The sequence below is a fragment of the Brevundimonas vesicularis genome (assembly GCF_014204545.1).
GTDB lineage: Bacteria > Pseudomonadota > Alphaproteobacteria > Caulobacterales > Caulobacteraceae > Brevundimonas > Brevundimonas vesicularis_B.
In genome coordinates this window covers 1,156,279-1,180,433 of the sequence record NZ_JACHLJ010000001.1, presented here as the reverse complement: position 1 = coordinate 1,180,433, position 24,155 = coordinate 1,156,279, and the positions used below count along the sequence as shown (strand labels likewise).

Here is a 24,155-nt window from a genome sequence, read left to right as displayed (position 1 = left end):
TGCTGCATGCCGAAGGCCTGGTCGGCCGCTGGTCCTTCCCGCGCAGCCGCATGAAGATGCTGCTCTTGGAAAACATCCACCCAGCTGCCGTCGAGCGGCTGGAGGAGGCGGGCTATTCGGTCGAAACCCAGAAGGGCGCGCTGGACGAGGACGATCTGATCGCCGCCATCAAGGGCGTCCATGTCCTGGGCATCCGCTCCAAGACCACGGTCAGCCGTCGCGTACTGGAACAGGCCGATCGCCTGATGGCCGTCGCGGCCTTCTGCATCGGCACCAACCAGATCGATCTGGACGCGGCTTCGGATCACGGGGTGGCGGTGTTCAACGCGCCCTATTCGAACACCCGCTCGGTGGTCGAGCTGGCCATCGGCCTGATGATCGTCCTGATGCGCGACGTGGCGGACAAGTCGGCGGCCATGCATGTCGGCAAGTGGAACAAGTCCGCCACCGGCTCAAAGGAGCTGCGCGGCAAGACTCTGGGCATCGTCGGCTACGGCGCGATCGGCAGCCAGCTGTCGGTCCTGGCCGAAAACCTGGGTATGCGGGTGCTGTTCTACGACCTGTCCGAGCGCCTGGCCTTAGGCAATGCGCGCCGCATGCGCTCGCTGGACGCGCTGCTGGCCGAAAGCGACGTGGTCACCCTGCATGTCGATGGCCGCAAGGAGAACGCCAACATCTTCGGTGCGGCCCAGTTCGGCCGAATGAAGGAAGGCGCGTTGGTCCTGAACCTGGCGCGCGGCCATGTGGTCGATGTCGGCGCCCTGTCCCAGGCGATCGGCTCGGGCCGGGTCGCCGGCGCCGCCGTCGATGTCTTCCCCGAAGAACCGCGCACCAACGCCGACCCCTTCGATAGCCCGCTTCAGGGCCTGCCCAACGTGATCCTGACGCCGCACATCGGCGGCTCAACCGAAGAGGCGCAGGAGGCCATCGCCGAGTTCGCGGCCGAACGCCTGCTGGGCTATCTGAACCGGGGCGACACGACCTTCAGCGTCAACCTGCCCAACGTCCAGCTCTCCGAAGTTTCGGGCGCGCACCGCATCCTGCACATCCACAGGAACCAGCCGGGCGTGCTGGCCGAACTGAACCGCGCCCTGGCGTCGGCGGGCCTGAACATCCTGGGCCAACACCTGAAGACGGACGAGCGCACGGGCTATGTCATCACCGACGTGGACCGCGACTACGACCCGGAGGCGCTGCGCGAACTCAAGACGGTGCCGGGCACGCTGAAGTTCCGCACGTTGCAGTGATACGTCGCTCGCAAATATCTTCTCAAAGCTGACCTCGCGGCATCTTGCGCTCTGCGCGAACTGGCGCATCCTCACGTCGAACGGCCGCGCAACGACGGCTGCGGGAGGAATTTCATGTCACGCTTCATCACCGGCGGCGCCGTCGCCGCTCTGGCGCTCGCCGCCTGCGCCTTTGCCGGCTCGGCCTCGGCCCAGACCTACAACCGTCTGGTCGTGTTCGGCGACAGCCTCAGCGACAACGGCAACCTGTTTCTGATTTCGGGCGGGACCCAGCCGCCGTCGCCGCCCTATGCGCGCCGCTTCTCGAACGGGCCGACCTTCGTTGAACTGCTGGGCTTCAACGCCGCCAACTTCAACGGCTCGGTCACGGGCAGCATCAACTACGCCTTCGGCGGCTCGCGCACCGACGCCTCGGCCGGCGTGCCGTTCGGCATGCTGAACCAGCTGTCGCGCTACACCGCTTCGGGCGGCCGGTTTAGCTCGACCGATCTGGTCAGCGTCCTGGGCGGCGCCAACGACATCTTCCAAGGCCTGCCCGCCGCCGGCGCTTCCGCCAGCCCGGTCGCCGCCATCACCCCGGTCGCAACCACGGCCGCCGCCAACATCAACAGCCTGGTCAACACGGTGGCCGGCGCGGGCGCCGGAACCATCCTGGTCACCAACCTGCCCAAGCTCAGCCTGACGCCTCAATTCCGCGGCACGACCGCCGCGCCTCTGGCCGACTTCGCCGTCACCACCTTCAACACCGCGCTCCAGACCAATCTGACCGCTACAGCCGCCGCCCGCCCAGGCAGCAACATCATCATGATGGACCTGTACAAGATCGGCGACACCCTGGCCGGCAATCCGGGCCTGTTCGGCATCACCAACATCACCCAGCCCTGCTTCAACGGGGTGACGGTCTGCACGAACCCCGACAGCTACTTCTACTTCGACGGCGTTCACCCGACGGCGGCGGGCCACCGGATCATCGCCCAGCTGGCGACCGACTACCTCTACTACGGCGACATCGGCGCCCAATCGACCTTGCAGGGCGAGACGGCCTATCGTCACCGCGAGGACGCCCTGGACGCCGCCGGCGAGGCCCTGTCGGGTCGCCAGCCGTGGGAGGCCGGCGTGTCCGTCACCACCTCGGCCCTGATCGACAGCGTCGACACCGACGCGCGCGGCTCGGTCACCAGCTCGTCCAGCGACGGCTGGGGCGCCCGTATCGCGCTTGAGGCTGGCCCCTCGGCCAACTGGCGCTTTGGTCTGGCCGGCACGGCGCGCAACACCGACGTCGAAAGCCAGGCGCTGCAGTTCAACGTCGAGAGCTTCGGCCTGGACGTCTATGGCGGCTGGCGCTCGGGCGATGTCTTCGTCAACGCCGCCGTCGGCGTGGCGCGTGACAATATCGATGACATCGAACGCACCACCAGCCTGGCGCCGATCGTCCACACCGCCGAAACCCGCGCGCTCAGCAGCGGCGCGCGTCTGCAAGGCGGCATGTGGTTCGACATGGGCGGCGTCGCCCTGTCGCCCCGTGCGGGCCTGGCCTATGTGTCCAGCGACGTCGACGGCTATTACGAACAGGGCGTCGGCGCCCAGTATCAGTACGGCGACCGCACCGTGAAGGCCCTGACCGGCGAGGTCGCGCTGCGCGCCGAGGCGGAAATGGGCGGGTTCGGCCTGTTCGCCGAGGGCGGTTATCGCGACGCCCTGGACGACAGCTCCGATCCGGTGCGTGTCGGCCTTTACAACAACCCAGCTCAGGTGCTGTCGCGCGAGATCGACGATCCGTTCGGCGGCCAGTTCCTGGCCTCGGCCGGCGTCGAGGGTTCGCTCGGCCCGGTCAATGTGACGGTCGGCTATCGCGGCCGCTTCGGCGACCACGCCGACAGCCACATGGGCGGCATTCAGCTGAAACTGCCGCTTTAAGCAGCAGGGGCGGGAAGGGGCCTCAGCGCCCCTTCTTCCTCACCCACATGGCGGCGTCGGCCTCGGTCAGCCAGACCTCGGCGTCCGTATGGCCGTCCCAGGCGCGCACGCCGAAAGAGCCGCCCAGTTCGGTCTTCTGGCCGTCCCAGACGAAGCCTTCGGTCTTCAGCGCCTCGGCCAGCTGACGCGCCTTGGCCCGGCCCTCTTCATAGCCCGCGTGCAACATCAGCAGAGCGAACTCGTCCCCGCCCAGCCGACCCACCGCATCCGACTCGCGCAGATTGGCCAAGAACAGCTCCGCCACCGCGACCAGAGCCGCATCGCCGGCCGCATGACCCAGGCTGTCGTTGACGCTCTTGAACCCGTCCATGTCTAGATACAGCAGCACCGCCGGCGCCCCGTGCCGCTGGCAATAGGCCATGGTCCGCTGCATCGCCGCGATGAAGCCGCGGCGGTTTAGGGCGGGCGTCAGCACATCGTGGTCGGCGGCGGCCTCGGCGGCCGCGGCGCGCGTCTTCCACGCTTCCAGCTCGACGCGCAGGCGCGCGATCTCGGCGGTCAGGTCGTGTTCGGCCACGTCGGTCACGGCGCAGGGATGGCTCCGAAGGCGCGACTCAGTCTGCGTCGCGCGGTCGAACGATGGTAGAGCGTGATCCGTCGACATTGAAGGCCGACATTAAGGGGCGACGCGGCTGAAATCACGGTGTTGCGGTTGCGGGCGTCACCCGCGTGCTGTAACCGGCGCCTTTCCGCGAGGGGCCTTGCAGACATGGCGACTTCCGAAACCCCGGTGGCGATCATCATGGGCAGCCGGTCCGACTGGCCGACCATGAAGCTGGCCGCCGATCGCCTGGATCAACTGGGCGTCGCCTGGGCCGCCAAGGTCGTCAGCGCCCACCGCACGCCCCAACGCCTGGTCGATTTCGCCACGGGCGCCAAGGCCGCCGGATACAAGGTCATCATCGCTGGCGCAGGGGGCGCCGCCCATCTGCCGGGCATGGCCGCCTCCATGACCGAACTGCCGGTGCTGGGCGTGCCGGTCCAGTCCAAGGCGCTGAAGGGCATGGATAGCCTGCTGTCGATCGTGCAGATGCCGGCCGGCGTTCCGGTCGCCACCCTGGCCATCGGCGAGGCGGGGGCCGCCAACGCCGGCATCCTGGCCGCCCAGATCCTGGCCCTGTCGGACGAAGAGTTGGCTGGACGCTTGGCCGCCTTCCGCGCCGCCCAGACCGATTCCGTCGCAGAAACCGTCGAGGACTGAGTGCCTGATCTTCCGCTTCCCCCCGGTTCGACCCTCGGCATCATCGGCGGAGGCCAGCTGGGCCGGATGCTGAGCCAGGCCGCATCGCGCCTGGGCTTCGACGTCGTGATCCTGGACCCCGAGGCCGACAGCCCGGCCGGCCGAGTTTCGGCGCGCCAGATCGTCGCCGCCTATGACGACCCCAAAGCCCTGTCGGCGCTGGGCCGCGCCGCCGATGTCGTCACCTTCGAGTTCGAGAACGTGCCGGCCGAATCCATCGAGCGTCTGGCCGAGGCCGGCGCCCTCGTCGCGCCGGGACCGACCGCGCTTCGCGTGTCGCAGGACCGGGTGGACGAAAAGACCTTCCTGAACGCCGTCGGCGCCCCGACGGTCGCCTTCGCCGTCATCGACACGCTGGACGATCTGGTCGTCGGCCTGACCGAGCTGGGCCTGCCCGCCCTGCTGAAGACCCGCCGCGAAGGCTATGACGGCAAGGGGCAGGTCTGGATCCACGCCATCGAGGACGCGCCCGCCGCCCTGGAAAGCCTGGGCGGTCGTCCGGCCATCCTGGAGGCCAGGGCGACCTTCGTGCGCGAACTGTCGGTCATCGCCGCCCGCGACTGGGACGGCCATATGGCGGTCTATCCGCTGGGCGAGAACCGGCACGAGGGCGGCGTTCTGCGCACCACCCTGGCCCCCGCCGCCGTGGACGAGAAAACCCAAGTTCGCGCCCGCGCCATCGCCGAGGCGATCCTGGACGGGCTGGATTACGTCGGCGTTCTGGGCGTCGAACTGTTCGACCTCGGAGACGACGTGCTTCTGGTCAACGAGATCGCCCCGCGCGTTCACAATACCGGCCACTGGACCCAGGACGGCTGCGTCTGCGACCAGTTCGAACAGCATATCCGCGCCGTCGCCGGCTGGCCGCTCGGCCCCACGACGGCCCACGCCCGCATCGAAATGACAAACTTGCTGGGCGACGAAGTCGAGGACTGGCGCAAGCTGTCGGCCAAGTCCGACGAACGCCTGCACCTCTACGGCAAGGCCGAGGCCCGCCCCGGCCGCAAGATGGCCCATGTGAACCGGGTGCTGGGTGCGGTCTAGGCTTTCGCCCCATACCGCATGCGGCTCAGCGCATCGCTGACCTTTCGGAACGGCGCGTCGAAGTCCTTGCCCGCCTTCCATTTCTCGAAGGCCATGACGTTATCGATCCGGCGGGCGACGAAGGCCTCCGCCGCTTCCCGTCCGTCGAACCAGCGCATCGTCAGGGCGGGAATCAGGATGCCCGACAGGATCGTCCGCTTCGAATAGTGATTCCAGTCGGTCGCCTCGTCCCCGGCCCAACGCCACAGATGATCGGCGCTCTCCCAGGCCAGTTTCAGGCCCAAGTCGGCGTTGACGGGCAGGGCCAGGAAGGCGGCACAGCGACGCGTGGCCTCCAGATCGGCGGCGCCGGCCTCCATCCGCTCGGACACAGCGCGGGCGATTCGCTCGCGAATCTTCAGCGACTTGGCGTCGATTTCACCCAGAGCCGCCAGCGCCCGCGCATCATGGCGGCGCGACAGCAGGGCCGCCAGATCGCGCGCGCCGTTGGGCAGCAGCAGTTCCTCGTCGCCCTGCGACAGACCGCACGCCCCGCAGGCTTCGCGCACCAGACGCGCGTTCCAGCCTAGGGCGGGCGCGCGGGCGATGGCGGCGTCCAGCACGGTCTGTTCGGTCCGGTCGGCCCAGTCTGTCGTCTCGGTCATAGGGGCGATCATACGCCGGTCGTCATGGCGTTTCGAGCCTTGAAGAATGGTCGCGACGATCTGGACAGAAGGAGGCGGCTCGTGTATCAGCGCGCCTTCATCCGAGAGCCCGGCTGTCGGAAGACGATTTTATTTTGTTCGCCCGTCTCCCTCACAGGACGCGGCGGGCGGCCAAAGGAGAGTTTAACCTGGTTCAGATTTTCGTTCGCGACAACAACGTCGACCAAGCGCTCAAAGCCCTGAAGAAGAAGATGCAGCGCGAGGGCAGCTTCCGTGAAATGAAGCGCCACGTGCATTTCGAGAAGCCCTCGGAAAAGCGCGCCCGTCAGAAGGCTGAAGCCATCCGTCGCGCCCGCAAGTTGGCGCGCAAGCGCATGCAGCGCGAGGGCCTGCTGCCCGCGCCGAAGCCGCGCGTTCCCGGCGGTCGTTAAGACCCCGGCGAAAGCCGACAGATTTAAGGCCGCTTCCTCCGGGAAGCGGCCTTTTTCTTTGCGTTTCGCTTCTGCGGAGCGTGGTGGAGGGCTCTGCAAGTTTTGACGGAAGAAGCGCCGCGCCACCTCCCCATCGCGACGCGACAGGGAGGAGGCAACCAAGCCGCCTAAGCCCGTCCGGTGATCGCCCGGCCGAAGCTCTTCCAGCTCAGCTTTACGTCCGACAGCGCGCCAGCGCGGAAGGCCCGCCCGGCGATCCACACCATGAAGGCGGCGGTCGCGAACATGCCGATCAGCGTCAGAATCACCTCCACCAGCGGCGGGTCGCTGGGCGCGCGGGCGCTCATCAGGAAGGGGGTGAAGAAGGGGATCCAGGACAGAACCTTGACCACCGGCGCATCCGGGCTGGTCAGGGCCATCTGCATCACCAGGATCGGCACGACCAGGATCATCATGATCGGCCCCATCAGGGTCTGGGCGTCGCGCGGCGTCTCGCAGAAGGCGCCGATGGCCGCGAACAGCACCGCATACATCAGGTAGCCGCCGGCCATATAGGCGATGAAATAGAAGATCAGGCCGTCGTGCAGCAGAACCTGTCCGACCGTCGCCGCCGTCTCGGGCGAGGCCGAAATCAGGGTGAAGGCGCCGATCCCGCCCCAGACCCCCATGACCGTCAGGGTCAGCAGCGCCACGCCCAGCACCTTGCCCGTCAGGATTTCGGTCGCCGAGGCCGAGGACAGCAGCACCTCCAGGATCTTGTTCGACTTCTCCTCCATCACGCTGTTCAGCAGGATGGAGGCCCCTGTGATGACCAGCGACCACAGGAGGAAGCCGACGCCCAGGCCGATGAAGGACGGGATCCGGTCACGCATCGACACCTCTCCCCCGCTCGCCGCGCTGGGCGAGAAGGACTTCACCTCGGGCCGGAAGGTCTGAACCTCCTGCGCCACGGCGGGGGCGACCCCGGCGGCGGTCAGAAGCTCGGTGCGTCGCGCATCACGAAGCGCATTGCGGACGAAGCCGGAGACGTCGTTGTCGGTGGCGCGCGCGGTCCAGACCTGGGCGGCGGGCTTCCCATCCATGCGGCTGAGGAAGACCACGGCGTCAAGGCGCCTGGCCTTCGAGGTCTGCTTGTCCAGCGCCTTGCGGATCGCCTCGTCACGGGCCGGGCCCACTGCGTCGGCGATGGCGGGCGGCGCGTCGACCAGACGGATCTTGGGGCCGGTGATGGAGGCGACGGCGCGCCCGGCGCCGGCCTGTCCCTTTTCGGCGGCTTCGCGCAGGCGCTCGTTCTGACGATCCACATCGGCTTGCAACGAGGCGCGCACGGCGGCCGCCAGACCTGTCGCATTGGGGCCTTCCTCGATCACCGCCACCGACTTGATCGGCTCGGAGGCCTTGATCAGCGCCGGAATGCCGCCGCCCAGCACGGCGAATAGCGGAAAGGCCAACAGCGACAGCCAGAAGCCGACGGTCTTGGCGTAGGCGACATATTCGCGTCGCGCGATCAGCAGGGTGCGGTTCATCGGACAGCCTCCACGGATGCGACGGGTTGGTCGGGATGGTCGCCAGTCAGGCCGATGAAGGCGTCGTGCAGCGTCGGCTCCTTCAGTGCGAAGCCGCGCACGTCCAGGCCGTTCAGGAAGGCCGTCTTCAAGGTGTCCTGACCCCCGGCGCCGGGCGCCAGGGCGATCTTCAGGCGACGCACGCCATCGACGTCGGACAGGGTCTCGACGCCCGCCACGCCGGGCAGGGCGGCGGCGGCGTCCGCGCTGATCGCCCCGTCCAGATCCAGGAAGCGCGGCGAGGTGGCCTTGGCCTGATCCACCGTCCCCTCGAACGCCTTCTTGCCGCGCGCCAGCAGCACGACCTTGTCGCACAGCCGCTCGGCATGCTGCATCACATGGGTGGAGAACAGCACCGTGGCGCCGTTCGCAGCCAGCCCACGAATCATGGCCTCCAGGCCCTGCTGGTTCATTGGGTCCAGACCGGAGAAGGGCTCGTCCAGGATGACGAACTCGGGCTGATGCACGACCGAAGCGATCAGTTGCACCTTCTGCGCCATCCCTTTGGACAGCTCCTTCATTTTCTTCTTCTGCGCCTCGCCGAGCCCCTGCTGCTCCAGCAAGGTCTTGGCGCGCTTGCGGCCCTCGGCGACCGGCAGGCCTTTCAGCGCGCCGAAGAAGGCGATGGCCTCGACCGGCGTCATCTTTTTATAGAGCCCGCGCTCCTCCGGCAGGAAACCGATCCGGTCGCGCACCTTGCGCCCGTCGTCGGCGCCCAGGATCTCGATCCGCCCTGAGGTCGCCGGCTGCAACCCCAGGATCATCCGAAGGGTCGAGGTCTTGCCCGCCCCGTTCGGCCCCAGAAAGCCGCAGATCGACCCCTTCTCGACCTGAAAACTCAGATCGCGCACGGCGTGAAAATCGCCGTATCGCTTGTTCACCCCATCCAGCGTCAACGCCGCCATGTCGCCTCCCTTGTCCCTGCCGTCAGCCTAGAAGGGGACGGCAGGGGACGCCAGCGGCTTCGGCGTCGCGCCCTATTTCAGGACCGGCAAGTCGATGTAGGAGGCGTCGTCGCCCGCGTGATGGACGGCGTTGTCGGCGACCACGCCCTGGCTCTCGGTCTCGTTCGGTCCGCCCGTGTTCAGGTTGCGCACGAACTTGGGGAAGTTGGAGCTGGTGACTTCGACCCGGATGCGGTGGCCGGGCTGGAAGGTGTTGCTGATGGTCAGCGGCGTGGGCTGCACAGTCGCCACCTGGCCTGGCGTCAGAGGCGCAGGGCGGTCATAGCCGTTGCGATAGCGCGCCCGCATGATGGTGTCGCCCAGGATATAGGCCGTGCCGTCCGGCGCCACATCCACCACCTTGACCGCGAAATCGGTATCGGGCGCAGAGGACGACACCTTCAGCACCGCATCGATGAAGCCGGTGACCTGCATCGGCTCGGTCAGCGCTTCCGACGTATAGACCAGCACGTCGTTGCGCGCCTCGATCGGCCGCTGGTCGAAGGCCCCGGCCGTGACCAGCCCGCCGTTGCAGCAATCGCCGCCGCCGATGGTCTGGACCGGGTTCATCGGATCATAGCGATAGCGGTCTGCCGGCTCGCCGGCGGGCGGCGCTTGAAGGCTCAGCAGGCCATCGCCGTTCAGACTGTTGGCCCCGCCGCCCGAGCGCAGATACATCCGCACCGTCTTGACCCCGGCCGGCGGCCACTGCGCGGCCGTGCGCCAGGCGTTTTCGCCCATGTTGAAATACTGCACGTGCGGCGTGCTCTCGGGGAAGGCGCGGCGCTCGCCCTTCAGCCAGCGATCGAACCAGGCGTGCACCAGGGCGTCGCTGTCGAAGGTGGCGTCGCCCAGCGGCCGGTCGCCCGACTTGTAATTCGGCCCCAGGCCCCCAAAGGCGCAGTGGTTGTTGGGGCCGACCACGACATACTGGTTCTCGGCCGCCTCGCGATCCTGGGTCGTGGACCGGGCGTGGTTGAACAGCTCCATGTTCGGCCCGATCGAGACGTCGTACCAACTGTTGAACCACAGGGACGGCACGCCCCAGCCCATGTCGTCGTGATACAGGCCGCCCTGACGCCAGGCCGGATCGGACGGAGTGCGCGCGATCAGTTCCTCGAACGTGCCGGCGGGCTCGCCCAGGTCTTTCAGCATGTCATTGACCGGCAGATGACGGATCTGGCTGGGCCAGTTCACGTCCGGCTTCTTGGCGTCCAGATCGTTGTAGCGAACGATGCGGGCGCGGGTTTCCTGGTCAATATCCATCGGGATCTGGGCGCGCTGCGGATTGTCCACGCCGTACAGCCACACGAAGAACAGGTTGCGCGGCACGCCCCCGGTGTACCAGTTGCCCTGTTCTTGGAACCGTCCGACCTTGCCGATGCCGGCGCCGGAGGCCTGGGGCACCATGGCGGCGTGGGCAGGGTGGTTCTGGGCCGCCAGGGCCAACTGCCATTCCGCGGACGACGAACAGCCCAAGGTGCCGACCTTGCCGTTCGACCAGGGCTGGGCCGCGATCCACGTCAGGGCGTCATAGCCATCGGTCTGGGGATAGCCCAGGATCTGATAGTCGCCGCCCGAGAAGTACCGTCCCCGCTCGTTCTGGATGACGAAGGCATAGCCCTTGCTGACCCAGCTCAGGGCCGAGCGCGTAGTGCGGGCGTTGTAGGCCAGCTCGTTGTAGGGCGTGCGCACGAAGACGGTCGGCAAGGGGCCGGTCGCGTTCTTGGGGCGATAGACATTGGTGGCCAGTCCCACGCCGTCGCGCATCGGCACCATGACCGCCATCTGCACATCCGCCAGGCGCGACAGCTCGGTCTGTGCGGCGGCGTCGCTGTAGCGCCCATAGTCCTGCGCCGAGGCGGCGATGGGCGTGGCGGCCAAAAGGCCCGCGACGACGGCGGCGACGATCTTGTTCATATCCATCCCTCCCAGAACGAGAGGGGACACTAGGACGTTTGCGGCGCCCGTCGCAACGCAATGCGCGTCAGGCCTTGGCCTTCACCGTCACTTCGAAATGGCGATCGACCACCTTGGTCGGATTCACCTGCGCGCCGCCGCGACGGACCTCGAAATGCAGGTGCGGGCCAGTGGAATAGCCGGTGGAGCCGACCAGACCGATGCGCTGACCGGGCGCGACAGCGTCGCCGTTCGCCACATCGATCCGGCTGAGGTGGCCATACAGGGTGCTCATGCCGTTAGGGTGGCGCACCTCGATGAAGTTGCCATAGCCCTCGGGGTCATAGCCCGTACGGATGACTTCGCCCTCGGCAGCGGTGAAGACGGTCGTGCCTTTCGGCGCGGCGATGTCGACGCCCTTGTGGGCGCGCGCCTTGGCTTCGATGGCCAGTTTGCGCAGGCCGAACGGCGAGTTGATCGCATAGCCGCGCACCGGGGCGGTGAAGGCGATCTGGCGCGTGATCGGCCCCGCCTTCTCGACTTCGGCCTTCAGGGGCGGCGAGACCGGCGCGGCGATCTGGGTCGGCGGCGGCAAGGCGGCTTCGCGCGCAGCATTTGGCGCGGCGGCGGCGGCGAAAACGGCCACGGCGGCGAAGGCGGCCGTTTGGCCGGAGTGGATCAACAGGGTCTTGCACCGCGCCATCGGCGCGTTGGACAGCAGGCGTCGCATTCGGCGGCCTCTCCAGCGTCTCTACGCTCTGGAATGAAGGAAGCGGCGCCCCGACAGCGCACGGCGTTCCGTGGGAGGGCGGCTTATGCCCGCTGGCTTTGGCGACTTTGGGGCTAGGGCAGGGCGGCGGATGGTCGCAGGGCGGAACCCGCCGCCCGCCGGGCCAGATCAGGCGATGATATCGGGCAGGATGCGGTCTTCCAGCTTCACGATCTCGTCCTTCAGCGCCAGCTTCTTGCGCTTCAACCGGGCGATCATCAGCTGGTCGGGAATGGCGGCCTGACCCAGGGCTTCGATCGAGGCGTCCAGGTCGGCGTGTTCCTGGCGCAGATGCTTCACCCGCGCGTGAAGCTCGACCATTTCCTCGGTGATCGCAGGCGTGTCGTCGTTCATCGTGTCATCTCCACGCCGCTCGTCTCAGGCCGCTTATAGCCACGCTGATCTCAGGCCGGAAGGGCGTCTGCGAGCCGGATCAGGGCCGGGCGCGGTGTCACGTCGGCCCACATCCGGGCGGTGGCTGCCAGGCTGTCGATGATCGGGCGGGCCGGCCCGCTGGGTTCGGGGGCCAGCGCCTCCAGCGCGTCCAGCAAATGCCGTTCCGCCTCCAGCTCCAGCGCCTTGATGCGGTTGCGCACGCTCTCGCGCGGGCCGTCGTCGATATCGGGGACCGGCGCTTTCAGGATCCGCCGCACCGAACGCAGCGGGGCGACCACGACGCTGTCCCAGGCTCGAGCGGTGTCGCAGGCCGCCTCGATCGTCTCTTCGTCGGGCTTTCGGCCTGTCGCTGCGACCCAGGCGGACCACAGCAGCACAGGCACATTCTGGTCGTGGCTGTCCTGCAGCGTCAGACACGCCTCACCAACCCCCGGCGCGCCATAGGCGGCGACCGCCCAGTCCCAAAGCCTCATGACTTCAGGCCTTCCCAGCGCCGCACCGCGCCCCAATCCAGGCCGAACAGGTCCAGCGTCCGACCCACCGATTGATCGACCATCTCCATGATCGAGCTCGGCCGCGCGTAAAGCGCGGGCAGGGGCGGGGCGATGATCGCGCCCATTTCGGCCAGGGCCGTCATGGTGCGTAGATGGCCCAGGTGGAACGGCGTCTCGCGCACCATCAGCACCAGCGGTCGCCGCTCCTTCAGCGTCACGTCCGCCGCCCGCGTCAGCAGGGTGGAGGTCACGCCCGTCGCGATCTCGCTCATCGTCTTGATCGAGCAGGGCGCTACGATCATGCCCAGGGTGCGGAACGAGCCGGAGGCGATCGTCGCACCCACGTCGCCCAGCTTGTGAACCACCGACGCCTTGGCCGTCAGTTCGTCGGGCGACAGATCGGTTTCCTGCGACAATGTGAGCAGGGCGGCCTTGGTCACGACCAGATGGCTTTCGACGCCCAGATCGTTCAGCGCGTCGAGCACCCGGGCGCCATAGACGGCGCCGGAAGCCCCTGAAATTCCGACCACCAGTTTGGCGGGCGGGTTCCGTATGGCTCCGTTCACATCATGGTCCATTTTGGGGGTCAGCCTCCTTCGGGTCCGGGGCGACGGGCTGTCACTGGAAAGTGATTACACAGCGCGCCAAACCGGGCGCTCACTCTACTGGTCCCTAACCAAAGGAGGCGCAAGCCATGACCATCGAGGCTCGTATTCGCGAACTGGGTAATCGTCATCGCACCCTGGATGAGACCATCCAGAGGGAGCTTACCCGCCCGTCCACGGATCCGTTGCAGGTCAGGGCGCTGAAGCAGAAGAAGCTTCGGCTGAAGGAAGAAATCACCAGTCTGGAGGCGCGTGCGACCTAGCGCCCGTCTCCCTGAAAACGACGACGGCCCCGGAGATCGCTCTCCGGGGCCGTTTTCGTTGCTCAAAGGCGGATCAGTCCTTGGTGCCGAACACCGACTCCGCCGTCGGCTCGGCGCCGGGACGTTGGCGGGCTTCCGGCACGAACTCGGGCTCGGCCTCGACCTGTTCGACGGGCTGGATCGTGCCGCCGCCGTTCTTCAGGTCGTCCTTGGCCTTCTTGTCGGCGGCCTTCTTGACCATCTCGTCCAGCGCCAGCTGTCCGACCAGGCCAAGCGTCACCGGATCGACCGGCTTGATATTGGCGCTGTTCCAGTGGGTGCGGTTGCGCACGCTTTCGATGGTGGACTTGGTCGTGCCCAGCATCTTGGCGATCTGGGCGTCCGTCACCTCGGGGTGGTTGCGCACGAACCAGGCGATGGCGTCGGGGCGGTCCTGGCGACGCGACACGGGCGTGTATTTCGGGGCCGGCTTTGCCGACTTCAGCAGTTCGGCGTGGCGGCTGACGATCGCCTTCATCCGGTAGTTTTCGTCGCCCTGGGCCTTGTCCAGTTCTTCGCGCGTCAGCTGGCCGCCGGTGACGGGATCCACGCCACGAATGTCGCGCGCCACGTCGCCGTCGGCGATGCCGCGAACTTCCAGCGGGTGCAGGCCGCAGAAGTCGGCGATCTGCTCGAAGCTGAGAGAGGTGTTGTCGACCAGCCAGACCGCAGTGGCCTTGGGCATCAGAATGTCGCTCATGGGGCGTTCGTCCCGGTGTTGTTGAGCCGCCGAATGAGGCTTCGGCTGGCGTTGGATACGACGGCGCCCGGCCTTTCGACCGGGCGCGTATGATGCCGATATAGGCCTATTCGACACAAAAGAAAACGCTGAGCGACAATCCCATACAGCAACGGTTCATCCGCCCTGACGCAACCTTCGCGGTAATGAAGCTTTTCAGCTTCGGGATAGGAGAACCACTATGTCCATTCTGCTTGGCGCGGCTCTGGCCGCAGCGATGGCCTCGGGCCAGGACTATGCGCAGCAACGCGTCGCCCCGCGCGGCGGCTATACCCAGTCGTGTTCGGAAGCCTATGTGAATCGCGGTCGTCTCTATGCCGATTGCCGCGATACGCGCGGCCGGATGCGCGGCACGTCGATCGAGCTGAACCGCTGCGGCGGCGAGGAGATCAACAACGACAACGGCCTGCTGGTCTGCGGGCGGTTCCGTGGCGACTATGAAGACAGCCAGCCCGGCCGTCCCGGTGGCGGCTGGGGACCTGGCAATGGTGGCCCCGGCTGGGGCGGCGGCAATGGCGGCGGTTGGGGACGGTCCTCGATCACCGTCTATGAGCACGCCAACTTCCGCGGCGCTTCGCGTGAGTTCACCAGCGAAGACCGCAACCTGGGCCGCACTCCGTTTAACGACCGCATCAGCTCGATGCGCGTCGAAGGCCGCTGGGAAGTCTGCACTGACGCCGAGTTCCGGGGACGCTGCCGCATCGTCGAAGGCGACGTCCGCTTCCTGAACGGCGGCTTCAACGACAACATTTCGTCGCTGCGCCCCGTGCGTGGCGGGCGCTACTAGACGCTCAGCACGATCTTGCCGATGTGCCCGCCGGCTTCCAGTTCGGCGTGCGCATCGGCAGCCTGCTCCAACGCGAAGACCGCCTGAACAGGCGGTTTGACCTTGCCGGATGCCACCCACGGCCAGGCGGTCGCCTCGACAGCCGCGGTCAGACGCGCCTTTTCGTCCGCCGGGCGGCTGCGCAGCGTCGATCCGGCCAGGGTCAACCGTTTCAGCATGATCCGCTGCAGATCCAACTCGACCTTGGGTCCGGTCAGGGAGGCGATGACCACCCAGCGCCCGCCCGCATTCAGGCTGTTCAGGTTCAGGGCGGCGTAATCGCGCCCCACCATGTCCAGAACCACGTCCGCGCCGCCCGCCTCGCGGATCTGCGCCTCCAGATCATCGCTCTTGGCGTCCAGGCTGACGTCCGCGCCCAACGCCTTGGCGGCTGCGGCCTTGTCCGCCCCGCGTGAGGTGGCGATCACTCGGGCGCCTGCCGCCTTGGCCATCTGGATGGCCGTCACGCCGATGCCGCTGGTCGCCCCGTGGATCAGCAACGTCTCGCCGGCCTTTAACGCGCCGCCCTCGAACGCATTGGCGAAGACAGTGAAGACGGTTTCCGGCAGCACAGCCGCCTGCACGAAATCCAGACCCTCGGGGATCGGCAGGACGTGACGTGCATCCACCACGGCCAACTCCGCATAGCCGCCGCCGCCCAGCAGGGCGCAGACCCGATCGCCGACCGTCCAGCGCGTGACGCCCTCTCCGACGGCCTCGATCTCGCCGGCGATTTCAAGCCCCAGAACGTCCGACGCGCCGGGGGGAGGGGGGTAGGCGCCGGTGCGTTGCAGCAGGTCCGGCCGGTTCACGCCCGCCGCCCGCACCCGGATCAGCACCTGACCCGGCCTCGCCACGGGATCGGGCCGTTCGGCGATCTTCAGGGCCTCGGCCGGTCCGGAACCGCCTTCGATTTCGATCACGCGCATCGCACTCGCCTTGCATTCGTCCGTATCCGGGCGTTCAGATAGGGACCGTGGACCGCCTTGGCCATAACAGCGCGAAAGGAAGGCGACGATGTTCGAAGATCTTGAACCCCGCCCGCAACGCGGTGAACCGCTGCGGGCCCTGTCACGCGAAGATCTGGATGTTTACGCCGTCGAGGATTTGCAGGAGCGGATCGCCGCGCTTGAGGCCGAGATCGCGCGCTCGCGCGCCGCGATCGAGACGAAACGCTCCAAGAAAAACGCCGCCGACGCCCTGTTCAACTTCGGTTCGTGATCGCGAATGATCCGCTGGCATGGCATGAGCGTTGCATCTTTCGTGCGAACGGCGCCGCCAGGGGCCGATTGCAGGACGGACCCGACCTTCTCTGATGATCAATGCTCAAATGACCTCCGCTCCGTCCCCCGCTGACCGCAGCCGCACCGTTCGCGATTTCGCCCGGTCCGAGCTGTTCGATCGCACCTTCCGTGAAGGCATGGAGTTGGTCGAGGAAACCGCCGCCTATCTGGACGGCGAGGGCCGTCGCGATTCCAAGATGCTGTCGCGCGCCGCCGCCCTGGCCTATGCGGCCGAGAGCATGAAGCTGACCACCCGCCTGATGCAGATCGCCTCCTGGCTCCTGGTCCAGCGCGCCGTGCGCGAAGACGACATGTCGCCGGAAACCGCCTGCGAGCCGCGCTATCGCCTGAACGAGCGTCGCATCGACGCCGAGCCCAGCCACGCCGAACTTCCCATCGCCCTGATCGAATATCTGGTTCGTTCGGAAAAGCTGTTCGACCGCACCCTCTATCTGCATCGCCGCATGTATTCAGACGATCAGGACCAAACCCCGGAAAACCCGGTGCTCAGCCAGATGGGCATGCTTGAGGCGGCCTTCAGGGGCTGATCGCCCCCTTTACGGCCCGACGTCGTTTGCGTCCGCCCGGCCGTCGTCGATAGGCTTGGGCAGATTGACGCCGATGCCCAGCGCCTGCGCCAGCTTGTCGTCGCGGCCATAGACGTCCTCGCGGAACGCCACCCGGCCCTGACCGTCCACGAAGGCGGTCCAGTACAGCAGACGCACCGAGATCTCGCGTCCGGTCGTCACGCGCGTCGTCTCGCGCGTGTCCTGCGCCGTGTCGAACTGGGCCAGCTTGGTCGGATCGGGCGACAGCAACAGGCGCGCGAACTCCACCGCATTCTGCACCCGCACGCAGCCGTGGCTGCGCTGACGCGTGGACAGGTTGAAGGCGGCCTTCGACGGCGTGTCGTGCAGGAAGATGGCGTAGCTGTCGCGCAGCTCGAACTTCACATAGCCCAAGGCCGAGCGCGGACCGGCGCGCTGGATGACCGTGCCGTCCTTCACATACATGTCGTTGGCGGCCAGATACCCTGGCCCTTTGGGCAGGATTTCGCGGCGCGCGATGCCGGCCGGCACATACCAGGGCGGATTGGCCACGACCGAGGCGAACGGCTTCTCAAGGCTCGGCGTCTGGTTCTCGGCCGAGCCGACCACGACGCGGTTGGAGTGAACCGGCTTGCCGTCCTTCCAATAGACCATGATGGCGGCGGCGGTGTTGACCTCGATCCGCTCGGGCGCGACCTCGCGCTTCAGCCAGCGACGCCGCTCAAGGTTCAGCGCGATCTGACGCGCACGGTCCTCGGCCGAGGCGCCCAGCGAGCGCTGGGTGCCCGCGCCGATCCGCCCGTCGGCGCCCAGGCCATGGCGGTTCTGGAAGCTTTGCACCGCACGTTGCAGTTCGGCGTTGTAAACCAGGCCCTGCGACTTCAGCCGCGCGCCGTCGGCGGCCGACAGGTCGCCCTCGGCCGTCAGGCGGTCGATCAGGGCGGGGATGCGGCGATCGCTATTGCCCGGCTCGATGGTCGCGCCTTGGGTGAAGCGGTGCCAGCCGCCCTGCGCCGCCAGACGGCGATAGCGGACATAGCCGGCCGACAGGTTCTGATAGCCGATGTCGGTGGGCGCCAGGCCGTCGTACCATTGGCCCAGCACATTGCGGGTCAGGGCGTCGCTGAGGCCGCGCGGCAGATCCACACGGTTCTTCTGCATTTCCCAAAGGTCTTCGACCGTCTCGGGCCGCACCTTGCCCTCGGCCAGGATGCGGGCATAGGCCAGCGCCGCCGCCGTGGTCCGCAGGTCCGCGCTCGCCGGATCGGCCGCCAGTCCCACGAAGTCGAAATAGTCAGAGCCCGCCAGACCATGGCGATTGGCGCCGGCCGCGACGGTGTTCAGGGCCCGAACCCGCTCGGCGTTCCACACCGGGCGCCAGCCGTTCATTTCATAGAAGGCGCGCACATCCGCCTGCTGCGTCTGGGGCAGACGCGAAATCTGATCGTTGAAGCTGTTGTAGAAGGCGGTCGCCTCCGGTCCGCGCTGCACGAAGACCTGCTGCGCGCGCGCCGCCGAGCCAAGGGTCATGGCCGCCGTCGCGACGCCCAGACCCAGTTGCCGTCTGTTCATAGTCTTCCGCTTCTTCGATCGCTTCGGCCAGCGTGGCCGACGCCCCTGGTACCCGAACGCCCCCACATTATCGGCGTTCCGACCAAACAAAAAGCGCCGGCCTTGCGACCGACGCTCTTGGTGTTCCGATTGCTGCGAGATGTCGCAGCCAGGACGCGCTTACTTCTTGATGAAGCCGGCGAACTTGTTGTTGAAGCGCGAGACGCGGCCGCCGCGGTCCATCAGCTGGGCGTTGCCGCCCGTCCAGGCCGGGTGGGTCGACGGGTCGATGTCGAGGGCCAGCTTGTCGCCTTCCTTCCCGTAGGTCGAACGGGTCTGGTAGGTGCTGCCGTCGGTCATCACCACGGTGATGAAGTGGTAGTCGGGATGGGTATCCGCCTTCATGGTCGTCGTCCGGTCTCTGCGCGGTGACGATGCCGACCGTCCGTGCGCGTGAAATGAGAAACCCGCCACCAATCCTTTTTGAGGGAAAGGCCCGGCGGGAATGAGGGGCGGCGTTTACACCGGGGGGCGTTCCGGGGCAAGAGGCGGGCGAAATGACCGATCAAGCCGCCGCCTCCGCCTCTTCCGCCAACCGCGCCTCGGGCATGGCGTCGCTGGAGGGGAGGCCCAGCGCCGGCGCCCTTCTCGCCGACCAGATGTCCGAAGCGGGCGCAAAGCGCGCCAAGCGCCGCGACATTCGCCCGCTGGCGCGACTGATTCCCTTCGCCATGCGCCACAAGGGTCATGCCCTGATGGCGGTCTTCTGGCTGCTGCTGTCCACTGCCGCCTCTCTGGGTCTGACCGCCTTGGCGCGCGGGGCCATCGACCACGGGTTCGAGGCGGGCGGCGCCAATCTGAACATCTGGTTCCTGCTGCTGGGCGCCAACGCCCTGTTCCTGGGGCTGGCGACCGCCGCTCGCTATTATTTCGTCACCCGCACGGGCGAGCGCGTCATCGCCGATGTGCGAAAGGGTCTGTTCGGCCGCATCCTGACGCTGGACCCGTCCTTCTACGCCCATATGCGGACGGGCGAGGTGCTGTCGCGCCTGACCACGGACATCGCCCTGGTCGAGACGTTGATGACGACGTCCATCTCCTATGCGTTGCGCAACTTCCTGACCATGATCGGCGGCGTGGCCCTGCTGTTCTTCGTCAGCCCCAAGCTGACCGGCTTCGTTCTGCTGATCGTGCCCTTCCTCCTGGGGCCGATCTTCATCTTCGGCCGCAAGGTGCGCAAACTGACCGTCGCGTCCCAGGACCGCTTCGCCAACGCCGTCGGCTTCGCCGGTGAAAGCGTGGACGCCATCGAGACGGTCCAGGCCTTTGGCCGCGAACAGAGCGCCATCACCCGCTTCGGCGCGGCGGTCGAGGACGCCTTCAACGCCTCCCTGACCCGGATGCAGGCCCGCGCCTGGATGACCGCCCTGATCATCGTCGTCATGTTCGGCGGCGTCACTCTAGTGCTGTGGCTAGGCGCTCAGGATGTCGTGAAGGGCGCCATGACGCCCGGCGCCCTGCTTCAGTTCGTTCTGCTGTCCGTCTTCGCGGCGGGCGCCGTGGGCGCGCTCGGCGAAAGCTGGGGCGACGTGCAAAAGGCCGCCGGCGCCATGGAGCGGATCGAGGAGCTGATGCGCGCCGTCGCCGGCATCGCTCCGCCGCCTCAGGCCATGGCCCTGCCGACGCCCCCTCGCGGCGAGGTGTCGATGTCGGCCGTCGGCTTCGCCTATCCGGGCCGCCCCGACCATCCCGCCCTTAAGGGCTTCAGCCTGACTGTGCGCCCTGGCGAGACGGTCGCTTTGGTCGGCCCGTCTGGCGCCGGCAAATCCACGGTCTTCCGCCTGCTGCTGCGCTTCTATGATCCGCAGACCGGCATGGTCTCGGTCGACGGCGTCGATGTGCGCCAGGCCGATCCTGTCGCCGTGCGCGACCGCTTCGCCTGGGTGTCGCAGGAAACGCCGCTGTTCTCGGGCTCGGCGCTAGAGAACATCCGCTTCGGCCGCGAGAACACCACCCGGGAAGAGGCCCGCGCCGTCGCCGAAAAGGCCCAGGCGCTCGGCTTCATCGACGCCCTGCCTGAGGGCTTCGACACCCCGCTCGGCGAGCGCGGCAAGAGCCTGTCGGGCGGCCAGCGCCAGCGCCTGGCCATCGCCCGCGCCCTGGTCCGCGACGCCCCCATCCTGCTGTTGGACGAGGCCACCAGCGCTCTGGACGCGGAAAGCGAGCGCCTGGTCCAGGTCGCCCTCGATCAGGCGATGGAAGAGCGCACCACCCTGGTCATCGCCCACCGCCTGGCCACGGTGCTCCGCGCCGACCGCATCGTCGTCATGGACGACGGTCGCGTGGTCGAAGAGGGCACCCACGAGCAACTCGTCGCCCAGGGCGGCCTCTACGCCCGCCTCGCCGAGCTTCAGTTCCGCAACTAGGGCGCCGTGGTCCGCGCCAGGGCCGGGAAATCGCTGAACAGCGCATCGACCCCTGCTGCGGCGAAGGATGCAGCATAGCCGGTCATGTCGCCGTGCGCGGCCGGGTCGTCGCCTCTGCGTCGCTCGACCGGCAGGAAGGCGTTCTCGGCCCGCAGGGTCCAGACCACGACCGTGAGGCCCTCCGCATGGGCGTCGGCGACCAAGGTCGTGGGCGCGGTCGTGCGACCTTGTGCGTCGCGCGGCAGGACCAGGGTCATCTCCGGCGCGACCCAGTCCGCGTAGGCGGCGATGGCCTTCAGCCCCTCCGGCGTGATCATCTGCGCATAGGTCACGTCCGCCCGGTCCGCCGGTCCGCCTTTGGCGGCCACAAGTTGAGCCAGCGGCGCATCGATGCGCTTCGCCAGCCGCTCCAGCGGCCCGACCTCGAAACACTGGATGATGATCGGAGCCTCGGCGCCCGTCAGATCCAGCCGCTCCAGTTCCGCGACGAAGCCGTCCTCCATCGGCAGGCCGATATCGGCGAAATAGGTCGGGTGTTTCAGCTCCGGCGCCACGGCGATCGTCCGCCCGGTCCGCGCCGAGGCCTCGCGCGCGATGGCGACGACCTCTTCGAAGGTCAGGATCGGCTCCTGTCGATCATAGGCGGCGCTGCCCGGTCGATACGCGGGCAACCGCTCCCTGGCCCTCAGCGTCTTCAACTCGGCCAGGGTGAAGTCTTCGGTGAACCAGCCGGTGGTCTCGACCCCGTCGATGGTCTTGGTCGTCCGACGGCCCGCGAACTCGGGCCGGTCGCCCACGTCCGTCGTGCCGCCGATCTCGTTCTCATGCCGATCGACGAAGACGCCATCCCTGGTCTGCACCAGATCCGGCTCGATCACGTCCGCGCCCTGTTCGATCGCCAGCTCATAGGCCGCACGGGTGTGCTCGGGCCGTTCGCCGGACGCGCCGCGGTGGGCGATGATCAGGGGCTGGGCCAAGGCTGGCGTTCCGGTCAGAAGGACGAGGCCGCACAGGATGAAACGGATCATCCGCCTTGGATAGGGCAGAGGCGCGTCGCCCCTATGACAATCAGCCCTGCAGGACCTTGCGCAGGTTCGGATGCAGTTCGGTGTTCGACGCCAGGATGGACTTGCCCGTCTTGGGATCGCCGTCGTTCTCGATGGTCGTGACCCGGCCGCCGGCCTCGGTGACGAACAGGATGCCCGCCGCCACGTCCCAGGGCTTCAGATTGCGCTCATAATAGGCGTCGTAGCGACCAGCTGCGACCCAGGCGAAGTCCAGGGCGGCTGAACCCAGACGGCGGATGCCCGCGACCCGCTGGCCCACGGCGTGCAGATCCTTGATCGACTGGGCATGGCCCGACTTGCCGATGAAGGGCAGTCCGGTGGCGATCAGGCTTTCGGACAGGTCACGCCGGCCGGCGACGCGGATGCGCTGGTCGTTCAGATAGCAGCCCTTGCCCTTTTCGGCCCAGAACAGCTCGTTCATGACGGGGTTGTAGGTCACGCCGGCGACGATCTCGCTGGACCCGTCCGGCGCGCGGCGCTCCAGCCCCACCGTGATGGCGAAGTGGGGCATGGCGTGCATGAAGTTGGTGGTGCCGTCGATCGGATCGACGATCCAGGTGTGGGACTTGTCCGTCCCCTCGATCATGCCGCGTTCCTCGCCGAGGAAACCATAGCCGGGGCGGGCCTTCATCAGCAGCTCGTAAAGCGTGTCTTCTGCCTTCAAGTCGGCGGCCGTGACGAAATCGCCGGGGCCCTTCCTCGATACCTGAAGCTGGGACACTTCGCCGAAGTCGCGCAGCATCGGGCGGGCGGTCTTGCGCACCGCATCGGTCATGACTTGGAGCAGGGCGGAGGCGAGGGCCATCGGGGAATCTCCTGGTCCGAAAGTCCTTCAAAGCCGCAGCCGGACAGTCGGAGAAGTTCAGAAAGGAACGGCCCCGCGAGGGGCCGCTTTAGCGTGGTGGTCTATTAGTCCGCGCGGCGGACGTATTCGCCGCTGGTCGTGTCGACGACGATACGCTCGCCGGCCGACATATAGGGCGGGATCATGATACGCACGCCGTTGGACGCCAGCGCGGGCTTGTAGGACGACGAAGCGGTCTGGCCCTTCACGGTCGGCTCGGTCTCGGCGACTTCCAGCACGACCTGATCGGGCAGTTCCAGGCCGATCGGACGCTCTTCGTGCATCTCGATGACGACCTTCATGCCTTCTTGCAGATAGGGGATGCGCTCTTCGCCCACCCAGTCCTTCTGCAGTTCGATCTGCTCGTAGGTGGTGTCGTCCATGAAGACCAGGCTGTCGCCATTGTCGAACAGATAGGAGAAGTCCTTCTGCTCCAGCGTCACGCGCTCGACCTTGTCTTCCGACCGGAATCGTTCGTTCAGCTTGTTGCCGGTCTCCAGGTTCTTGGCCTCGACGTTGGCGAAGGCGCCGCCCTTGCCGGGCTTGACGTGGCTGGCCTTGGTGACGACCCACAGGCCGCCATTGTGCTGCAGGACCATGCCGGGCTTGATGGTGTTGCCGTTGATCTTCATGGGGTCACATCGGAAATGGAGTTGCGCCCTCGCACCGTTCGGGGCGAGGCGAATAGGGCGCGATCCCTAGAGGAAGCCCCGATAAAGGGCAAGGCGACGCAACCTAATGCAGCGTGCGTCCGCCCGAAGCGTCATCGGCCTTGCGATGCAGGAAGTTTCCGAACCGCACGCCCGACCCCAGCGGCGCCGCCATCTTGCCGGCCCCTTCGTCCAGCTTGCGCGCTTCGTGGGCGAAGGCGGCGGCCAGACCGGCTGACGACATCGCGGCGACCACCTGACGCGCCATCGACGACGGACGCAGGCCCAGCCAGACGGCGTTCACCGTCTGGGCCGCGACCCACAGGCCCATGGCGCGGGTCCGCTCCTTTTGCGGAGGCGCGTTCCAGACGCGTACGGCGGACAGGGTTGTCGCCGAGAACACGGCCGGCAGGACCAGGCTGAAGGCCCCCTTGGGCTTTTCGGTGATCGGCAAATCCTTGTCGCGCACCTGTTTCAGGTTGCGGCGGGGCTTCAACGCGCCCGAGGCGATGGTGTGGGCCAGCAGGGCGAAGCCGACGGTCAGGGCGATCCCCGCGACCACATGGCCGGTGCTGCGGCCCTCGCTGTTCAGCAAGTCCATGGCGGCGTCGCGCACGTCGTCGATGGCGTCGTCGATATCGGTCATGGTCCGCTCCAGCTTGGC

The 24,155-nt window shown here is 67.3% G+C and carries 27 protein-coding genes; 10 read left to right on the top strand and 17 right to left on the bottom strand.

Annotated features, from left to right (window positions below):
• Positions 1-17: 17 nt before the first annotated feature.
• Both serA and HNP47_RS06005 read left to right on the top strand, forming a co-directional pair.
• The gene (gene serA, locus HNP47_RS16565; protein WP_409360148.1) at positions 18-1,247 is read left to right on the top strand and encodes a phosphoglycerate dehydrogenase; all 1,230 of its coding nucleotides are present in this window, start codon (positions 18-20) and stop codon (positions 1,245-1,247) included.
• 114 nt (positions 1,248-1,361) lie between these two features.
• Entirely contained in the window at positions 1,362-3,164 is a 1,803-nt protein-coding gene (locus HNP47_RS06005; RefSeq protein WP_184278724.1) for an autotransporter domain-containing protein, read from the top strand.
• Positions 3,165-3,186: 22 nt separating this feature from the next.
• Here HNP47_RS06005 and HNP47_RS06000 read toward each other — a convergent pair whose 3' ends face one another.
• The gene (locus tag HNP47_RS06000; protein ID WP_184278723.1) at positions 3,187-3,750 is read right to left on the bottom strand and encodes a GGDEF domain-containing protein; all 564 of its coding nucleotides are present in this window, start codon (positions 3,748-3,750) and stop codon (positions 3,187-3,189) included.
• A 183-nt stretch (positions 3,751-3,933) separates the two neighbouring features.
• Here HNP47_RS06000 and purE point away from each other — a divergent pair, with 183 nt between their 5' ends.
• Together purE and HNP47_RS05990 are read left to right on the top strand one after the other, a co-directional pair.
• Positions 3,934-4,425, top strand: coding sequence for a 5-(carboxyamino)imidazole ribonucleotide mutase (gene purE / locus HNP47_RS05995; RefSeq protein ID WP_184278722.1), 492 nt, complete (start codon positions 3,934-3,936; stop codon positions 4,423-4,425).
• On the top strand, positions 4,426-5,508 hold the full coding sequence (locus HNP47_RS05990) for a 5-(carboxyamino)imidazole ribonucleotide synthase (protein ID WP_184278721.1): 1,083 nt from the start codon (positions 4,426-4,428) through the stop codon (positions 5,506-5,508).
• On the opposite strand, the gene HNP47_RS05985 is transcribed toward HNP47_RS05990, so the two are convergent.
• Positions 5,505-6,152 (bottom strand): COQ9 family protein, encoded by a 648-nt coding sequence (locus tag HNP47_RS05985; RefSeq protein WP_184278720.1) that lies wholly within the window; start codon positions 6,150-6,152, stop codon positions 5,505-5,507. The two genes, HNP47_RS05990 and HNP47_RS05985, sit on opposite strands and share 4 nt — an antisense overlap.
• A 188-nt stretch (positions 6,153-6,340) precedes the next feature.
• On the opposite strand from HNP47_RS05985, the gene rpsU reads away from it, so the two are divergent.
• The gene (rpsU, locus tag HNP47_RS05980) at positions 6,341-6,583 is read left to right on the top strand and encodes a 30S ribosomal protein S21 (protein WP_026108547.1); all 243 of its coding nucleotides are present in this window, start codon (positions 6,341-6,343) and stop codon (positions 6,581-6,583) included.
• A gap of 167 nt (positions 6,584-6,750) precedes the next feature.
• Here the strand turns inward: rpsU and HNP47_RS05975 are convergent, their stop codons facing one another.
• The 7 genes from HNP47_RS05975 to HNP47_RS05945 form a co-directional block, all read right to left on the bottom strand.
• Positions 6,751-8,109, bottom strand: a complete 1,359-nt coding sequence (locus HNP47_RS05975; protein WP_184278719.1) for an ABC transporter permease — start codon at positions 8,107-8,109, stop codon at positions 6,751-6,753.
• Entirely contained in the window at positions 8,106-9,053 is a 948-nt protein-coding gene (locus HNP47_RS05970; protein ID WP_017505988.1) for an ABC transporter ATP-binding protein, read from the bottom strand. The genes HNP47_RS05975 and HNP47_RS05970 overlap by 4 nt, the downstream gene beginning before the upstream one ends.
• Before the next feature lie 72 nt (positions 9,054-9,125).
• On the bottom strand, positions 9,126-11,012 hold the full coding sequence (locus tag HNP47_RS05965) for a CocE/NonD family hydrolase (protein ID WP_184278718.1): 1,887 nt from the start codon (positions 11,010-11,012) through the stop codon (positions 9,126-9,128).
• A gap of 67 nt (positions 11,013-11,079) precedes the next feature.
• On the bottom strand, positions 11,080-11,721 hold the full coding sequence (locus HNP47_RS05960; protein ID WP_045810279.1) for a M23 family metallopeptidase: 642 nt from the start codon (positions 11,719-11,721) through the stop codon (positions 11,080-11,082).
• Positions 11,722-11,889: 168 nt separating this feature from the next.
• Complete coding sequence (locus tag HNP47_RS05955) at positions 11,890-12,114, bottom strand: YdcH family protein (protein WP_055754995.1); 225 nt, start codon at positions 12,112-12,114, stop codon at positions 11,890-11,892.
• Between the two features lie 50 nt (positions 12,115-12,164).
• On the bottom strand, positions 12,165-12,629 hold the full coding sequence (locus tag HNP47_RS05950) for a TIGR02444 family protein (protein WP_184278717.1): 465 nt from the start codon (positions 12,627-12,629) through the stop codon (positions 12,165-12,167).
• Positions 12,626-13,228: a UbiX family flavin prenyltransferase gene (locus HNP47_RS05945; protein ID WP_184278716.1), complete on the bottom strand. Its 603-nt coding sequence runs from the start codon at positions 13,226-13,228 to the stop codon at positions 12,626-12,628. Before HNP47_RS05945 ends, HNP47_RS05950 begins: the two co-directional genes overlap by 4 nt.
• A 116-nt stretch (positions 13,229-13,344) precedes the next feature.
• On the opposite strand from HNP47_RS05945, the gene HNP47_RS05940 reads away from it, so the two are divergent.
• On the top strand, positions 13,345-13,518 hold the full coding sequence (locus HNP47_RS05940; RefSeq protein ID WP_184278715.1) for a YdcH family protein: 174 nt from the start codon (positions 13,345-13,347) through the stop codon (positions 13,516-13,518).
• A 73-nt stretch (positions 13,519-13,591) separates the two neighbouring features.
• Here HNP47_RS05940 and HNP47_RS05935 read toward each other — a convergent pair whose 3' ends face one another.
• On the bottom strand, positions 13,592-14,257 hold the full coding sequence (locus HNP47_RS05935; RefSeq protein ID WP_184278714.1) for a DUF1013 domain-containing protein: 666 nt from the start codon (positions 14,255-14,257) through the stop codon (positions 13,592-13,594).
• Between the two features lie 220 nt (positions 14,258-14,477).
• Here HNP47_RS05935 and HNP47_RS05930 point away from each other — a divergent pair, with 220 nt between their 5' ends.
• Positions 14,478-15,083, top strand: coding sequence for a beta/gamma crystallin-related protein (locus tag HNP47_RS05930; RefSeq protein ID WP_184278713.1), 606 nt, complete (start codon positions 14,478-14,480; stop codon positions 15,081-15,083).
• On the opposite strand, the gene HNP47_RS05925 is transcribed toward HNP47_RS05930, so the two are convergent.
• The gene (locus HNP47_RS05925) at positions 15,080-16,051 is read right to left on the bottom strand and encodes an NAD(P)H-quinone oxidoreductase (protein ID WP_184278712.1); all 972 of its coding nucleotides are present in this window, start codon (positions 16,049-16,051) and stop codon (positions 15,080-15,082) included. The two genes, HNP47_RS05930 and HNP47_RS05925, sit on opposite strands and share 4 nt — an antisense overlap.
• 88 nt (positions 16,052-16,139) lie before the next feature.
• Between HNP47_RS05925 and HNP47_RS05920 the strand changes: the two genes are divergently transcribed.
• A complete protein-coding gene (locus tag HNP47_RS05920) occupies positions 16,140-16,343 on the top strand; it encodes a DUF1192 domain-containing protein (protein ID WP_055754990.1) in 204 nt (67 codons plus the stop codon).
• A gap of 109 nt (positions 16,344-16,452) precedes the next feature.
• On the top strand, positions 16,453-16,953 hold the full coding sequence (locus HNP47_RS05915) for a DUF1465 family protein (protein ID WP_184278711.1): 501 nt from the start codon (positions 16,453-16,455) through the stop codon (positions 16,951-16,953).
• 9 nt (positions 16,954-16,962) lie between these two features.
• On the opposite strand, the gene HNP47_RS05910 is transcribed toward HNP47_RS05915, so the two are convergent.
• Both HNP47_RS05910 and rpmE read right to left on the bottom strand, forming a co-directional pair.
• Entirely contained in the window at positions 16,963-18,525 is a 1,563-nt protein-coding gene (locus HNP47_RS05910) for a murein L,D-transpeptidase (protein WP_184278710.1), read from the bottom strand.
• A 159-nt stretch (positions 18,526-18,684) separates the two neighbouring features.
• Complete coding sequence (gene rpmE / locus HNP47_RS05905) at positions 18,685-18,909, bottom strand: 50S ribosomal protein L31 (protein WP_017506001.1); 225 nt, start codon at positions 18,907-18,909, stop codon at positions 18,685-18,687.
• A 152-nt stretch (positions 18,910-19,061) separates the two neighbouring features.
• Between rpmE and HNP47_RS05900 the strand changes: the two genes are divergently transcribed.
• On the top strand, positions 19,062-20,930 hold the full coding sequence (locus HNP47_RS05900) for an ABC transporter transmembrane domain-containing protein (protein ID WP_184278709.1): 1,869 nt from the start codon (positions 19,062-19,064) through the stop codon (positions 20,928-20,930).
• On the opposite strand, the gene HNP47_RS05895 is transcribed toward HNP47_RS05900, so the two are convergent.
• The 4 genes from HNP47_RS05895 to HNP47_RS05880 all read right to left on the bottom strand — a co-directional run bounded on the left by HNP47_RS05895 (position 20,927) and on the right by HNP47_RS05880 (position 24,137).
• Complete coding sequence (locus HNP47_RS05895; protein ID WP_184278708.1) at positions 20,927-21,958, bottom strand: glycerophosphodiester phosphodiesterase; 1,032 nt, start codon at positions 21,956-21,958, stop codon at positions 20,927-20,929. The genes HNP47_RS05900 and HNP47_RS05895 overlap by 4 nt on opposite strands.
• 40 nt (positions 21,959-21,998) lie before the next feature.
• A complete protein-coding gene (locus HNP47_RS05890) occupies positions 21,999-22,802 on the bottom strand; it encodes an inositol monophosphatase family protein (RefSeq protein WP_184278707.1) in 804 nt (267 codons plus the stop codon).
• Between the two features lie 104 nt (positions 22,803-22,906).
• Positions 22,907-23,473, bottom strand: coding sequence for an elongation factor P (efp, locus tag HNP47_RS05885; protein WP_055754985.1), 567 nt, complete (start codon positions 23,471-23,473; stop codon positions 22,907-22,909).
• 103 nt (positions 23,474-23,576) lie between these two features.
• Positions 23,577-24,137: a tryptophan-rich sensory protein gene (locus HNP47_RS05880; RefSeq protein ID WP_184278706.1), complete on the bottom strand. Its 561-nt coding sequence runs from the start codon at positions 24,135-24,137 to the stop codon at positions 23,577-23,579.
• Positions 24,138-24,155: the final 18 nt, after the last annotated feature.